General features: G+C 34.8%; 13 protein-coding genes and 1 pseudogene. 9 read left to right on the forward strand and 5 right to left on the reverse strand.

From position 1 onward, the window contains the following. Positions 1-273: 273 nt before the first annotated feature. From galU to B5D12_RS05295, 5 genes are read right to left on the reverse strand one after another with little or no spacing between them, the layout of a single operon-like run. On the reverse strand, positions 274-1152 hold the full coding sequence (gene galU, locus B5D12_RS05275) for a UTP--glucose-1-phosphate uridylyltransferase GalU (RefSeq protein WP_078755817.1): 879 nt from the start codon (positions 1150-1152) through the stop codon (positions 274-276). Between the two features lie 10 nt (positions 1153-1162). Next, on the reverse strand, positions 1163-2284 hold the full coding sequence (locus B5D12_RS05280; protein ID WP_200803000.1) for a glycosyltransferase family 4 protein: 1122 nt from the start codon (positions 2282-2284) through the stop codon (positions 1163-1165). Positions 2285-2286: 2 nt separating this feature from the next. Continuing rightward, the gene (locus tag B5D12_RS05285; protein ID WP_078755819.1) at positions 2287-2550 is read right to left on the reverse strand and encodes a hypothetical protein; all 264 of its coding nucleotides are present in this window, start codon (positions 2548-2550) and stop codon (positions 2287-2289) included. 29 nt (positions 2551-2579) lie between these two features. Then, positions 2580-3821, reverse strand: a complete 1242-nt coding sequence (locus B5D12_RS05290; RefSeq protein WP_078755820.1) for an aminopeptidase — start codon at positions 3819-3821, stop codon at positions 2580-2582. 14 nt (positions 3822-3835) lie between these two features. Then, positions 3836-4285 (reverse strand): flavodoxin, encoded by a 450-nt coding sequence (locus B5D12_RS05295; protein ID WP_066125817.1) that lies wholly within the window; start codon positions 4283-4285, stop codon positions 3836-3838. Positions 4286-4498: 213 nt separating this feature from the next. Between B5D12_RS05295 and galE the strand changes: the two genes are divergently transcribed. From galE to B5D12_RS05340, 9 genes and pseudogenes are all read left to right on the forward strand, one after another. Beyond that, the gene (gene galE / locus B5D12_RS05300) at positions 4499-5518 is read left to right on the forward strand and encodes a UDP-glucose 4-epimerase GalE (RefSeq protein WP_078755821.1); all 1020 of its coding nucleotides are present in this window, start codon (positions 4499-4501) and stop codon (positions 5516-5518) included. 9 nt (positions 5519-5527) lie between these two features. Further along, complete coding sequence (locus B5D12_RS05305) at positions 5528-6424, forward strand: hypothetical protein (protein ID WP_078755822.1); 897 nt, start codon at positions 5528-5530, stop codon at positions 6422-6424. 25 nt (positions 6425-6449) lie between these two features. Beyond that, positions 6450-7826, forward strand: coding sequence for an LCP family glycopolymer transferase (locus B5D12_RS05310; protein ID WP_078755823.1), 1377 nt, complete (start codon positions 6450-6452; stop codon positions 7824-7826). A gap of 333 nt (positions 7827-8159) precedes the next feature. Beyond that, entirely contained in the window at positions 8160-9311 is a 1152-nt protein-coding gene (dinB, locus tag B5D12_RS05315) for a DNA polymerase IV (RefSeq protein WP_078755824.1), read from the forward strand. Next, the gene (locus tag B5D12_RS05320) at positions 9290-10099 is read left to right on the forward strand and encodes a ZIP family metal transporter (protein WP_078755825.1); all 810 of its coding nucleotides are present in this window, start codon (positions 9290-9292) and stop codon (positions 10097-10099) included. The genes dinB and B5D12_RS05320 overlap by 22 nt, the downstream gene beginning before the upstream one ends. 293 nt (positions 10100-10392) lie before the next feature. Beyond that, a complete protein-coding gene (locus B5D12_RS05325; protein WP_078755826.1) occupies positions 10393-11712 on the forward strand; it encodes a DRTGG domain-containing protein in 1320 nt (439 codons plus the stop codon). Between the two features lie 5 nt (positions 11713-11717). Continuing rightward, positions 11718-12701 carry a DHH family phosphoesterase gene (locus B5D12_RS05330; protein ID WP_234982916.1) on the forward strand — a complete coding sequence of 328 codons (984 nt, stop codon included), beginning with the start codon at positions 11718-11720 and terminating at the stop codon, positions 12699-12701. Between the two features lie 202 nt (positions 12702-12903). Then, positions 12904-14178, forward strand: coding sequence for an alpha-amylase family glycosyl hydrolase (locus B5D12_RS05335; protein ID WP_078755827.1), 1275 nt, complete (start codon positions 12904-12906; stop codon positions 14176-14178). 388 nt (positions 14179-14566) lie between these two features. Continuing rightward, positions 14567-14908: pseudogene (locus B5D12_RS05340) on the forward strand (RNA-guided endonuclease TnpB family protein); the annotation flags it as partial.

Below are 14908 nucleotides of genomic sequence, written 5' to 3' on the forward strand. Positions count from 1 at the left end.
ATCGAATTTTATAGGAAGTTGGTTAATCTCATTAATGTAATCAAAATTCTGACCAATGCATGATAAAGCTTTGAATTTAGTTGCGTAATCTCACCATGCAATAAAAGTGATAATGCTTTGAATTATGATACCAAATATCACACCGTACGATAAAAATGAGAAAGTTTTGAATTTAGTTGCGTAATCTCCCCAATGCGATATAGAAAAATAGCCAAGCTAAAAGCTCTGAAATCATGGTTATATGACTTCAGAGCTTATTCTTTTTTTATATGATTATTGTTTTAATTGTTCAACTAAGTTTTCAATATACTCTTTTAACTCAGAGGCGATTTCAGGATGTTTTAATCCATATTCAACACTCATTTGTAAAAAGCCTAACTTACTACCAACATCGTAACGATGACCATCAAAACGCTTGGCGAAAACACGTTGAGTTTTATTTAAGGTATCGATGGCGTCGGTTAGCTGAATTTCGCCACCAGCCCCTGGGGTTTGATTTTCTAAAATATTAAAAATTTCAGGTGTTAGAAGGTAGCGGCCAATGATTGCTAAATTACTTGGAGCATCTTCAGGTTTTGGCTTTTCAACAAAAGCATCGACATAATAAGTACTGTCATCGAATTTTCTAGATGGTGCGATAATACCATATTTAGAAGTTTCTTCTGGATCAACTTCCATTACCGCAATATTTGAGGCATAGGTTTCATCGTATACATCGATTAATTGTTTAGTTAATGGTACTTCACTTTGCATAATGTCATCACCTAACATGACAATAAATGGTTCATTTCCAACAAAGGCTTTGGCTTGTAACACTGCATCGCCTAAACCTTTAGGGTAAGGTTGACGTACAAAGAACAGATTAATACCAGTGGCTTGTTTAACTTTTTCTAGAAGTTCCATCTTGCCTTGTTTTAATAAGTGTTCCTCTAATTCAATATTAGAATCAAAATGATCTTCGATGGAACGTTTACTTTTACCAGTAATAATCAGTATATCTTCGATACCTGAGGCAATCGCTTCTTCAACAATAAATTGAATGGTTGGTTTATCCACAATCGGCAACATTTCTTTGGCCATAGCTTTGGTAGCAGGTAAGAAACGAGTTCCAAGTCCAGCAGCAGGGATAACCGCTTTTCTTACTTTTTTCATATGTATCTAATCATCCTTTATTTTTGGTTGTATTTCGATAAATATTCAGATATTTCTGATTGACTTCATCCCAATTAAATTTGTTAGCATTATTCAGTGCGTTTTTGGATAGTGTTGCATAGTTTTGCTTAATAAAATCAATTGCTTTAGTAAAGCCTAATTCATCAGTTTTTGCAACACTGACACCAATATAGTGATTGTCAAAAAAGGAATCAAATCCTTCATTTTGAGTGTATATAACAGGCAATCCTTGACTCATTGCTTCTGGATAAACTAATCCAAATGTTTCTGGAGAAGAGAGTAGGGCAAAGACATCCATTGTTCGATAAAAGTCTTTTAGCTGCTCTTTACTCTTAGGACCGTGATAGGTGACACAATCAAACGCTTTTAATTGTTCAACTATTTTAGGATTCCAGGTGGGTCCGACAATGTTTAAATGAGCTTGTGCTATATTCTCGGAGTATGACTGGACCATTTTGGCTAATTGAACAAAACGTTTTTCATGAATTGTTTTACCAACAGAAACAATTTGAAGAGGGGAATGAATCGCCGGTTGCTTTTCGGTAAAGCGATTTTGTAACCAATAAGGGTCAATCCCATTGCTAATTACTTGTGTTTTTGCACGCAAAGTTTCTTTCATTCTTGAAGGAATATGATTAGCAAATACTTCATTATAATTATTACGTGAAATGAAGAAAACCTGACTGGCATTTGCTAATATTTTTAATCCCATTGGCTTTAACCATGGCATTTTGTCAAAAAATGTCCGAATATCAGCACTTCTTACTGCCACGACGTAAGGGGTCTTAGTTTCTTTCCATAATTGGTAGGCTAACCATCCATTTGAAAATAATGAATGAGCATGAATTAAATCATATTGTTCAGCTTGATAAGTATTTTTCAAATCTTTTAAAATATTATAATGTTTTAAATGAAAAAGATAGCGTTCAAGCTGATGATGGTTTCGTTGAATTGTTGTATAGTCTCCACTTGCCGCAATGCGTTCTTCAGGAAATTGATGGGAGATAGGAACGTAGACATCAATTTCTAAACCCGCATTTAATTGACGGTCATATAAATGTTTAAAAAGACCTGAGGTCGAAAAATAAGAATTAATATGTAAAACTTTCATTTTTATTCAGCTGCTTCCAATTCAGCCACCCGTGATTCTAACATCTCCACACGTTCGACTAATTCCATTGTTGCATCATCATTGAAAGTTGTTTGTTCATCATTTAAACTTAAAATTTCAATCATCCAATAGCCAATAATTAGAAAACCAATGACGATAATCATCAATGAAATCATACCACCACGGTCTAATCGCTTGTCGATTTCGTCAATTTGCTTACTAAATGCTTGATCTAATTTAGCATTAGTATTTTTATTGTCTTGCATCATTCTTACCCCCGATTATGATTGGCGAATTAAAATGCCCATTCTCCATTACGGAAAATAGCAAAAGTTTCACCATCTTTTGTAATTCCATCAATATTCATTTCAGCGTTACCAACCATAAAGTCAACATGGACAGTTGAGCGGTTTAAACCATTTGCTTTTAATTCTTCTTGCGACATTTTGGTACCATTTTGAACGGAAGTGGCATAAGCTTGTCCAATCGCTAAATGGTTTGAGGCATTTTCATCAAATAAGGTATTGAAAAATGTAATATTTGATTGAGAAATCGGTGAGCTATGTGGTACTAATGCCACTTCACCTAAACTACGAGCACCTTCATTATTTTCAATTAATGTTTTTAGGGTCGCTTCCCCTTCAGCAGCACTTACTTCAATGATTTCGCCATCTTTAAATTTGAAAGTCATGTCACGAATGACGACTCCATTGTAACTTAAAGGTTTTGAACTTTTAATAATACCCTCTGCACGACGGAAATCTGGTGCAGTGAAAACTTCTTCCGTTGGCATATTGGCAATAAAGATTTCACCTTGTTGATTCGTACTGCCAGCACTTTCCCAAACATGATTCAATGGTAAACCAACTGTAAAGTCAACACCTGGAGCGGTATAATGTAAGCTATCAAACTGTTTTTCATTTAAGAAATCAGCTTTTTCATTTAAAGTTGCTTCATGAGTTTCCCAAGCTGCAACCGGATCTTCTTCATAAACACGTGTCGTTTTAAAAATTTGATCCCATAAAGCATCAACTTGTGCCTCTGAGCTTTCTAATTCGGGGAAGACTAATGCTGCCCACTCTTGACCAGCAGCGGCACATACTAACCAACTCATTACATTAGCTTGTGAGGCAATACGTTGTTCAGAAAATGCTAATGAAGCAGCTTTACTTGCTGCTGCTAATTTTTCTGGGGCAATATCTTTTAATGCATTTGGATTTGCTGAACGTAGGGCAATTCTTTTGGCGCGGGTTTCAATATCGTACTTAGATTCAGCCACACGATATTCAGGAATATCTGTTAATGTTTCAACTGATTGATGTTGATAACCTAAAATACTAATGGCAGTATCAGTCCAATTAACTTTAACGTGTTTTGCACCTAATTGATAAGCATGTTGTGTCATTAATCTTACCAATGGCGCTTGTTCTATTTCAGCATTGATTAAAACATAATCATTTGTCGAAACATTTAATCCTTTTGTCATTAATAAATTTGCATATTTATCTAATAAAACATCAAAATTTTCTAATACCATTTTATACCTACTTTCTATGATTCAAAATGACTAGCAATGGCGTCTGCTAGGGCATTCAAGTTTTCAATATCTTCATCTTCAGCGTTTAAATTGACTTTTACACTTTCGCCACCTTTAGTTGCACCCGTTGCAACAAATTGATTTTCAAAGAAATCAACGGCAGCACAGAAATAATCATAAAAATCATCACCAGAACCAAAGACACCAAAGACTTTACCGGTTAAATCAAGTTCACCTAATTCTTCATGGAAATCAATCATTTCATCAGGTAAAACACCATCAACACCATAGGTATAGCTACCTATGATACAAATATCATAATCTAAAAAATCGTGTGCATCGGCTTGCATACAATCAACTATTTCAACATTAATATCATGTTCTTCAAGTCTTTCAGCAACGATATCAGCCATTTCTTCGGTATTACCGGTTAAACTGGCAAATACAATTAGGGCTTCAGCCAAACTAATTCCTCCTTACATTGCACCTTTTTTAAGGTTTTCGTTTCTATTATAACAAAGATTCCCTTCAATATATATATAAATTAAATATAGATTTGAATTTTAAAGGTGAAACCACTATAAATAATTTTTGATATCCCAATAAATTCGCTATCATTAACTTCTTATCTTGTGTTATAATGAACACTAAGAGTAAATAAGTATAGGAGTGGTATGATGTCAGTATTAGTTACTGGTGGAGCGGGTTATATTGGTAGCCATACAGTGGTTGAGTTATTAAATTTAGGAACCGATGTGGTTATTGTTGATAATTTTTATAATAGTAAGCCAGAAGTATTAGAGCGCATAAAAGAAATTACTGGCAAAGATTTTAAGTTTTATGAAGCGGATATTTTAGACAAAGAAACAATGACTAAAATTTTTGCTGAAAATGATATTGAATCCGTGATTCATTTTGCTGGTTATAAAGCGGTGGGTGAATCTGTTTCGAAACCTTTAGAATATTATCATAATAATATTGAGGGAACGGTTGCCTTATTAGAAGTGATGCGTGCAGCAAATGTTAAAGATATCGTATTTTCTTCTTCAGCAACCGTCTATGGTTCGGAAAATCCTTCTCCATTAGTTGAAAGTATGCCAGCTAATACGGCAAGTAATCCTTATGGTTATACTAAAGTTGTTAATGAACATTTACTAACTGATTTAACCATTGCTGATCCAGAGTGGTCGGTCACCTTACTACGTTATTTTAATCCTATTGGTGCTCATGAATCAGGACGTATTGGTGAAGATCCTCAGGGAATTCCTAATAATTTGATGCCATATATTACACAAGTTGCAATTGGTAAACGGGATCAATTAACCATTTTTGGCAATGACTATGACACTCCAGACGGTACTGGTGTGCGTGATTATATCCACGTAGTTGATTTAGCAAAAGGTCATATTAAAGCCTTAGAAAAGAACAAAGAACAAAAAGGTGTAAAAGTTTATAATCTTGGTACAGGAGTTGGCTATTCAGTGCTTGACTTAGTCAATGCCTTCCAAAACACTAATAATATTGAGATAAAATACGTAATCAGTGAACGTCGTCCAGGCGATGTCGCAACCTGTTATGCTGACGTTACGGCAGCCAATAATGAGTTGAATTGGAAGACTGAAAAGACTTTAGAGGATATGTGCCGTGATTCTTGGAATTGGCAATCAAATAATCCTCAAGGATATGACGAGAAGTAGTGTTCGCAAATGAAAAATAAACGTAGACAAACACCTCAACATATTAGTCCTAAATTTGAGCCAAATACCAAAAATAATCGTTCTAATGGCATGATTACGTTATTTATCAGTATGGCGCTATTTGTCACTTTATTTTTCTTTGGTTACCATTATTATATGGGGATTGAAAAAAGCTACTCTCATTCGATTGAAGAGATAAATTGGATTGAAAAAGCAGATCGTTTGTCCAAAAATCAGCCTACGACTTTTTTAGTCGTAGGTCTGTCTTTTCCAGATGGTGGCAGAATTGAATCTCAACAAGCAACGAGTTGGAATCTCATTACTTTAAATCCTAAGACAGGACAAGGGTTATTAAGCCAGGTAAATGCTCATTTAGAAATTGATAATAAGCCTTTATATCAATGGAACCCACGTCATCAAACGGATTTATTATTAAATAAATTAGAAATAATATTGGACCAAAATATAGATCATTTAACGGTTATTTATTTGTCAGAAACAAAAAGTCTTATTGACTTGTTTCCTAATATTACGATTACACCTCAAGTAGACTATTCCTATAATGATCTGCACCTACAAAAAAATCAAAACACTTTACTTTCCGGACGATTAGCTTTACAATATATGCTTAATCAAGGAGAAGAGACTGTTTCAGAGCGAAATCAACGAGTGAATGAGGTCTTATTAGGTATTTGGAATGAAGTATACGGTTTGAACAATTTACCGCATTGGAAGACTTATTTCGATGAAGCCAGTCAAATTGTATATAGTTCGTTATCTTGGCAAGATTACTTGCGGTTAAATTTTGGTAGTTACCAAAAAGCTATAAAGAATTTAACCATCCTTGAAGTGGATAAAGATAATTTGGAGGAGCTAAGAACAAAAGTCAAAGAAATAATCAATTAGTCGTATTATTAAGGAAGTTAATCAAATGAATCATGAAACAAATAAAAATAAAAAGAAAAAGAGAAATTGGCTGAAAATCCTAAGTGCAATCTTTGTGATTTTACTCGCCGTTGGTTTTGGGCTTTTCATTAAAGTGAACTCAGACATTAATGAATTAAAAAAATCAGTGGTGGTTGAAGATATTTCAGTTAATAAATTACGTGACAAAGAAGCCGAAGTAGATGAAGGGGAACCGTTGAATATTTTACTTTTGGGAACTGATGCGAATAATTTAGAACGAACCGAAGATCAAGGCTTTGTGAGTCGATCTGATACTATTATGATTGTCAGTTTAAATCCTCAGACACAAACAACAAAAATGTTAAGTATTCCACGAGATACTTTATCCTTTATTGAAGGCTATGATGAACCTGAGAAGATTAACCATGCGTATGCCTATGGTGGCATTGAGACCGCTATTGATACAATTCAAGCCTTTTTAAATATACCAATTGACTATTATGCTGTATTGGATATGTCAGGATTAGAAGAATTGATAGATGCGATTGGTGGCATTGAAGTCACTAGTCCTTTAACTTTTACTTATCGAGGCACCCAATTTAAAAAAGGTGAAACAAGGGAAGTAAATGGAGTCAAAGCGATGAATTTTGCCCGGATGCGTTATGATGATCCTGAAGGCGAAGTCGGACGACAAAATCGCCAAAAAATGGTTATTAAAGCGATTATGGATAAATTACTCAGTTTGAATGCTGTTACTTATTACCCACAAATTTTACAAGTGGTGGCCAAAAATGTTAAAACAAATTTTGATTTAACAACCATTTTATCGGTATATCCTAAGTATGTGTCAGCTCTCAACAATATTTCAGCTATTGAATTTGATGAAATGCAACCATTATATTTAGATGATATTTTTTACTTTAATATTCCAGTCTCAGCACGTTTGAAAGTTTCCAATGAATTACGAGCTCATACTCAACTTGAAGCGATACTAGCAAGTTCATTGGCTGACCCGATGGCTGATAATGAAAATGAGTTCATTAAGAGTGAATTGATTGTGAAAAATCAATATCCAAGTGGACTAACACAAGAGCAAATTGATGCTATCAATCAACAACAAGCTGAATTAGATAGAGTTCGAGATTTAGAGACTTCGTATAATGAAGGCGATATTTATCAACAACCAACCCAAGGATATGAAGCACCTTCTTATCAACCAAGTTATACTGAAGCGCCGTATTATCCACCACAAACCGAGCAACCTAGTGTTACTGAGCCTCCGTTCTATACAGAATCGGTAACAGAACCACCAGTTGAGACAGCGCCACCGGTTACTCAACCACCTGCGCAGAGTGAACCTGAGGTGACAGAACCTCTCGCAACCCAGCCACCAGCTGAATAGGTATGGGTGGGGTAAGATGACCAGATTGAATAACTTAAATAAACAAAAATAAATAACGAGGTTTGGCGATAAAGATGTTTTCGCTAGACCTCGTTCATTTTGAATGGAAATTAATATTGTGAAAGAATAGGTGGTGAACAGTTCTTCAATCCATTATTCGTTAGCATTGTTACTATCGATAAACATTGTTTTTAATAGAATGATGGCTAAATAGAAAAAATCAAACCAATTTACGTTGGATAAACTAAGGGCAATAGCGAGTATTTTTTTATTAAAAGAGTAAGTTTGATATACTAATAACTGAAATAAGCTGAAGTGAGGTGATGATCAACAATGAAATATGGTTTATTAACTTTCGAAGAACCGAATCCAGATACGACACGAAAAATTTTGCACGTCGATATGGATGCTTTTTATGCGAGTATTGAAGTGCGAGATAATCCTAGCTTGAAAAATCGTCCTGTAGTCATCGCTAAACATCCTAATTTAACCGGTGGTAGAGGGATTGTTGCTACTTGCAATTATATTGCTCGTCAATATGGCATTCATTCAGCAATGTCTGCTGTAGAAGCTTATAAACTATGTCCAAAAGCTATTTTTATTCAAGGGAATATGGATTATTATCGCGAGGTTTCACAACAAATCCGTGCAATATTTTTAAAATATACCGATGTTATTGAACCTTTATCATTAGATGAGGCCTATTTAGATGTGACTGTCAATAAAATTAATGAAGCCAGTGCTTTAAAAATTGCTCATTTAATTCAAAAGGAGATAGATGAAACTCTTTCGTTAACTTGTTCTATCGGTGTTTCTTATAATAAATTCATCGCAAAAATCGCCTCTGATTATCATAAACCACATGGCATTACTATTGTGACACCTCAAGAAGCTACTAAGTTTTTACAAGCACTCCCGATTGATAAGTTTTATGGAGTTGGCGTGAAATCTATTCCGCATTTTCATGAACTAGGAATATTTAATGGAAAAGATTTGTACCAACAGGATTTAGATACTTTGATTAAGCATTTTGGTAAAATGGGCTATTCCTTATATTTTAAAGTTCGTGGGATTCATAATGCTGCAGTAAATCAACAGCGAGATCGCAAATCAATTGGTAGAGAAAGAACCTTTACTCAATTTTTGAATGATGAAGAAAAAATTATCGTTCAATTTGAAAAACTTACCCATAGTGTGATGAAAAAAGTTAGAGTTTTAGGCTTGCTTACAAACTCTATTACAGTTAAAATAAGATATGGAAACTTTGAAACGATAACGAGACAAATGCAAGCAGAGGATTATTTTGATTCTTATGAAGAGGCTATTTCCATTGTGAAAGAATTATGGCTAAAACATGGGAATTTAGATCAAGAAGTGCGTTTACTGGGCGTGTCTGTTTCAAATTTATTAAATCCGGAGACATCCGCAATCCAATTAACTATTCACGAAGGGAGTGTTGATGAATGGCTTGGTTCATCGAATTAAATCCAGTTTTACAAGCGTTTCTAGCTGGTATTTTTACATGGCTTTGTACCTTATTTGGCTCAGCTGTGGTCTTTTTTGTTAAAGATGTAAATGATAAATTTTTAGCAGTAATGCAAGGGTTTGCTGCTGGGATTATGACTGCCGCTTCTTTTTGGTCTTTACTAGCACCGGCACTTGAATATGCTGAGAATAGTGTGTTACCTACCTGGGCACCAGTAACTATTGGCTTTTTAGCCGGAGGAATCTTTTTGCGATTATTAGATAAACTTGTTCCCCACCTACATATCAGTGGCGACCACGGTGACACGGATATCAAAAGTGTTAATATTTCTCGTACTGCCATGTTAGTTTTGGCCGTCACGATTCATAATATTCCAGAAGGGATGGCCTTAGGAGTTGCCTATGCTGCAGCTAGTATGCAAGTCAATGGTGCTACAATAGCGGCTGCCTTGGCATTAACGATAGGGATAGGCATTCAAAATATTCCCGAAGGGTCAGCCTTATCACTACCATTAAGAGCTGAGGGAAAATCAAAATGGCGTGCTTTCAATATGGGGCAATTATCTGCTTTAGTTGAACCAATTGGTGCTTTATTTGGTGCCGCAGCGGTGTTATTAGTTACGACTATTTTACCTTATGGTTTAGCCTTTGCTGCTGGGGCGATGATTTTCGTAGTAGTGGAAGAGTTAATCCCAGAATCTCAAGCTTCAAAATATACAGATTTATCAACTTTATGTTTTTTAGGTGGATTTGTTATTATGATGATTTTAGACGTCAGTCTAGGCTAATTATTATGAATGGCCATGTTTGTGTGCAGTAGTACAATCTCTTTATTGTATTACTATACATGCACAAACATGGTTTTTTTATTGGAACTTTTAAATTTGAGTATTATGACCATTATTGAAAGCCAAACAAGGAAACTAATTATTATAATGATGTAAAGGATTTATTAATCAAAATTATTAGTAAAAAAGTATTAATAAGTAATCGGTTTGTACTAGCAACTGTATTATAAAACTGTTATAATGACATCAGATTACTATTAACATTTTTTATAGAAGAGAAGGGGCAATTTTGTATGGCGACGAAACACGAACAGATTTTGCAATATATTAAATCTCTACCAGTTGGCAATAAAATTTCGGTCCGTGGGATAGCCAAGAAATTAAATATGAGTGAAGGAACCGCCTATCGAGCGATTAAAGAAGCTGAAACAAGAGGGTTAGTCTCTACTATTGAGCGCGTAGGAACGATTCGAATAGAACAGAAAGTAAAATATTTAACTGATATGCTAACCTTTAAAGAAGTGGTCAATATTATCGATGGGGATATATTAGGTGGATCAGATGGCTTATCGCGTCATTTAAATAAATTTATTATTGGTGCGATGAAAGAAGATGCAATGGTCCGCTATTTTAGTGAGCAGTCTTTATTAATTGTGGGGAATCGTACGGAAGCTCAATTACTTGCGTTAGAACATGATGTAGCCGTTTTGATAACAGGAGGTTTTAAAGCGAACCCAAGCGTTATCCAATTAGCCAATGAACGTAACTTACCATTAATCTCCACTTCGTATGATACCTTTACAGTGGCGACTATGATCAATCGTTCAATTTCTGATCAATTAATTAAAAAAGAAATTTTAACGATTGAAGACATTTATACTCCGATTGAAAAAACAGTTGCTTTAACAGCACAAGATAACGTTCGAACTTTTCATAAAATGTCTGATAAAACAGGATTATCCAGATTTCCTGTAGTCTATAATAATCGTTTAATTGGTGTCGTGACGGCTAAAGATTTAATTGGTCGCGATGAGACGGTATTGATTGAACGCGTAATGACTAAAGAGACAGTAACCGTTAAATTACATATGAGTATTGCTAGCGTGTCTCATAAAATGATTTGGGAAGATATAGAAATGATTCCCGTTGTTGCTGATAATTTACAGTTATTAGGGGTGGTTTCACGTCAAGATGTGATGAAAGCTATTCATACGATTCAACAACAACCTCAAATCGTCCATACCTTTGAAGATGATGTAGCTGTTCATTTAGATGCAATCAATCATACTAATAAATTTGGTGATTATGATTTTCAAGCAATCGTGCAACCGCAAATGATTAATAATTTAGGTACTATTTCATATGGAGTGTTATGCGAATTAATTACCCAAACGGCACAAAAGAAAGTGGTAGAGATAACGAATCTCAATAATATTATTGAAAAAATAGAAGTTCATTATTTTAATTTAATTCAAATTGGCAATGAAATCCATTTTAAAGTAGATGTATTTCATCATAACCGACGAAGCGCTTTAGTTCAAGTAGATGTCTTTCACGAAAATACTTTAGCTGCTCGGGCGATCATTACGAGTCAAATTATTGAAAGGGGTTAGTGAGTTTGAGCTACCTAATAGAATCAGAAGTAGAAGCATTTTTTCAAAAAGTAAAGGCATATGATAAGATTATTATCCATCGCCATCAAAGACCCGATCCAGATGCATTAGGTTCACAGCTAGGTTTAAAACATTTAATTACCAATGCTTTTCCTAATAAAAGCGTTTTGGCAGCTGGTAGCAATTCTAAAGGTTTAAGTTGGTTAGGTCAAATGGATAAAGTATCTGTAGAAGACTATCAAGAGGCATTGGTTATCATTACCGATACCGCTAATACCGAAAGAATCGATGGTGACCATTATCTGAATGGCAAAGATTTAATTAAAATAGACCATCATCCGATTGTGGAGGAATATGGTAGCTTACAAATTGTAACAACTGCAGCCAGTTCTTGTAGTGAGATTATTGTAGCAATGAGTGATTTCTTAGGTCAACGATTACCGCTTACACCACAGGCAGCCCAATTATTATATGCCGGTATTGTGGGTGATACGGGACGGTTTTTATATAATTCAACGACAGCAGCAACATTTAATTATACAGCTCTATTATTAGAACAAGGTATCGATGCTTTTGCGATTAATGACCAATTTCAAGTGATGAGTCCAGCAGAAGTCAAATTACAAGGATTTGGTTATGAAAATCTACAAGTTAATGATGCGGGCGTTGCTTTTTTAAGAATTAACCGAGAAGATTTAGAACGTTTTGGTGTTACTGAAGAACAAACTAATGGACTTGTTAATTTGGCTTCGAGAATTCAAGGCGTGTACTGTTGGGTGACCTTTGTACAACAAGAAGGGGAGGACTTTTTCTATCGTTGTCGTCTGCGCTCAAAAGGTCCCGTCATTAATGAAATAGCTGCCCTACATGCCGGAGGCGGTCATCCGATGGCGAGTGGAGCGAATGCCTATAGTGAAGAAGAATTGAATGAAATTGTAGAACAACTTTCACAAGCTTCGTTACTATATCAACAACAAATCAAACAATAACAATTTATTTAGAGAAGTCAGATTAGCAGCGGTCATCTATTAAAGATGACCCTTGTGTGACTTCTCTTTTTTGTCATTTAATTTGATTCGAAGGTTGGATGTAAGTGCTTATATTTTGTTACCGTTAACTTATATTTTATGTTTGCGTAAGCAAATATAATTCGATAAAGTGAAAGTATCAAAACCAAGGAGGTAAATATTTATGAGTATTCAACCGAATCAAGTAATTTATAGTATTTTTGTACGCAATTTTTCAAAAGAAGGGACATTTCAAGCAGTCATTCCTGAACTGCCAAGAATTAAAAAGCTAGGAGTTGATATTATTTGGTTAATGCCAATTCATCCAATTGGTGAACTCAATCGTAAAGGAAAAGATGGTTCTCCTTATGCCAATTACGATTTTCGCACTATTAATCCAGAATATGGAACATTAGCAGATTTTGAAGCATTGTGTGATGCTATACATAAAAATGGTATGAAAGTCATGATTGATGTCGTATATAATCACACTTCACCAGATTCAGTATTAGTTCAAGAACATCCCGAATGGTTTTACTATAATGAAGAAGGTAAAAGAGGTAACCGTGTTGGTGATTGGACTGATATTATTGATTTAGATTATCAACACCGTGAATTAAGAGATTATCAAATTGAATCGCTTTGTTATTGGGCAAAATATGTTGATGGTTACCGCTGTGACGTGGCACCATTAGTACCGATTGATTTTTGGATTGAAGCTCGGGCAGCAGTAGCCGAAGTGAAATCAGATTTCATATGGCTTTCTGAAAGTGTTGAATTTGGATTTATTAAAACTTTACGTCAAGCGGGTACAGTCGCTCATGCGGATGCTGAGATGTATCAAGCCTTTGATGTATTATATGATTATGATGTACATTATTTATTCCATGGTTACTTAAGAGGTACAAATAAATTAAGTGACTATATTAATCGCTTAAATTTACAAGAAGTGATTTATCCCGTTGATTATATTAAGGCACGTAATTTAGAAAACCATGATAACCCACGTGCAAAATATTTAATTGGCAATGAACAAGACCTTTTACAATGGACAGCTTTCCAATATTTTGAGAAAGGATTTGTCTTATTATATAATGGCCAAGAAGTTCAAGAAACTACCGAACAAACATTATTTGATATCGATCCAGTTAATTGGCAGGCTGGACGAGATATTTCAGCAGAAATCCGTCATTTAAATGATATTAAAAAGCAATATATTCCAACCACTTTAACCACTCGTTATGAATTAACGCCTTATGATGAGTTAGATGCAGTAGTAATTGAACATCAAGATAAAGCACAACATTTTGTGGCGGTTTGTTCCTTCAAAGGAAAAGAAGGTTTTGTTAATGTACCAATGGCTGATGGCGAGTATAGTGATTTAGTAACTGGAAATAAAGTATCGGTTCATAATGGAAAATTAGCACTCGCTTCTCATGCTCAAGCTTTTTCTATTTAATCATAATGACTGATTTTGAAAGAGACAAGTAGTTTAAACCTTTTTATTTAGCTTCTTATGTTTGAAGCTGGGCTATAACATAGTAAAATCATTTGATTTTCTAATCCTAATCCACACCCATTTGTTATGACACAATGGGTGTGCTAAACATTATTATTTTGAGACTTGGTAGAAAATTAGACATCTCTACCAAGTCTGTTTTGAAGATTGTAAAAAGCTAAAAATGAATGATTGTTCATATACAAGCTGTCAGCTAAGGAAACCTCGGTATTAATACCGAGGAGAAATTAGCGAAATAGGCAGCTATTTTTATTGATTTTACTAGGTTATCGTTAATGTGTTCACTAAATAGATGGTATAATGTATTTAAGAGGAAAGAGGTGACAAGATGCCGTTAACGAAAACGATTAAAGTGCAATTATACCCAAGTGCTAGTGATATTGAAAAATTCGAAGAAACCCAACAACAGTTTTTAAACGCTTGTAATTTTGTTTCGACATATATCTTTGACCATAACTTTGAATTAGGTCAAACGACTTTACACAACGCCTTGTATCATCAGATACGTCAGGATTTTGGACTGCAATCGCAAATGGCCCAGTCCGTGATGCGTACGGTCATCGCGAGATATAAGACTGTGAAAACACAGTTTAAACAAAAACCTAAGCGTTATAAAGATATCCATACAGGTAAATATCATACGCTATATAAAGACCTTTACCATTTAACG

This window comes from Globicatella sulfidifaciens DSM 15739, assembly GCF_900167405.1.
Taxonomy (GTDB): domain Bacteria; phylum Bacillota; class Bacilli; order Lactobacillales; family Aerococcaceae; genus Globicatella; species Globicatella sulfidifaciens.

Bases quoted from the DNA above. Each gene is read 5' to 3' on its own strand.
- B5D12_RS05310 (WP_078755823.1), top strand. From the start codon at position 6,450: ATGAATCATGAAACAAATAAAAATAAAAAGAAAAAGAGAAATTGGCTG.
- dinB (WP_078755824.1), top strand. From the start codon at position 8,160: ATGAAATATGGTTTATTAACTTTCGAAGAACCGAATCCAGATACGACA.
- B5D12_RS05280 (WP_200803000.1), bottom strand. From the start codon at position 2,284: ATGAAAGTTTTACATATTAATTCTTATTTTTCGACCTCAGGTCTTTTT.
- B5D12_RS05285 (WP_078755819.1), bottom strand. From the start codon at position 2,550: ATGCAAGACAATAAAAATACTAATGCTAAATTAGATCAAGCATTTAGT.
- B5D12_RS05305 (WP_078755822.1), top strand. From the start codon at position 5,528: ATGAAAAATAAACGTAGACAAACACCTCAACATATTAGTCCTAAATTT.
- galE (WP_078755821.1), top strand. From the start codon at position 4,499: ATGTCAGTATTAGTTACTGGTGGAGCGGGTTATATTGGTAGCCATACA.
- B5D12_RS05320 (WP_078755825.1), top strand. From the start codon at position 9,290: ATGGCTTGGTTCATCGAATTAAATCCAGTTTTACAAGCGTTTCTAGCT.
- B5D12_RS05325 (WP_078755826.1), top strand. From the start codon at position 10,393: ATGGCGACGAAACACGAACAGATTTTGCAATATATTAAATCTCTACCA.
- B5D12_RS05290 (WP_078755820.1), bottom strand. From the start codon at position 3,821: ATGGTATTAGAAAATTTTGATGTTTTATTAGATAAATATGCAAATTTA.
- galU (WP_078755817.1), bottom strand. From the start codon at position 1,152: ATGAAAAAAGTAAGAAAAGCGGTTATCCCTGCTGCTGGACTTGGAACT.
- B5D12_RS05335 (WP_078755827.1), top strand. From the start codon at position 12,904: ATGAGTATTCAACCGAATCAAGTAATTTATAGTATTTTTGTACGCAAT.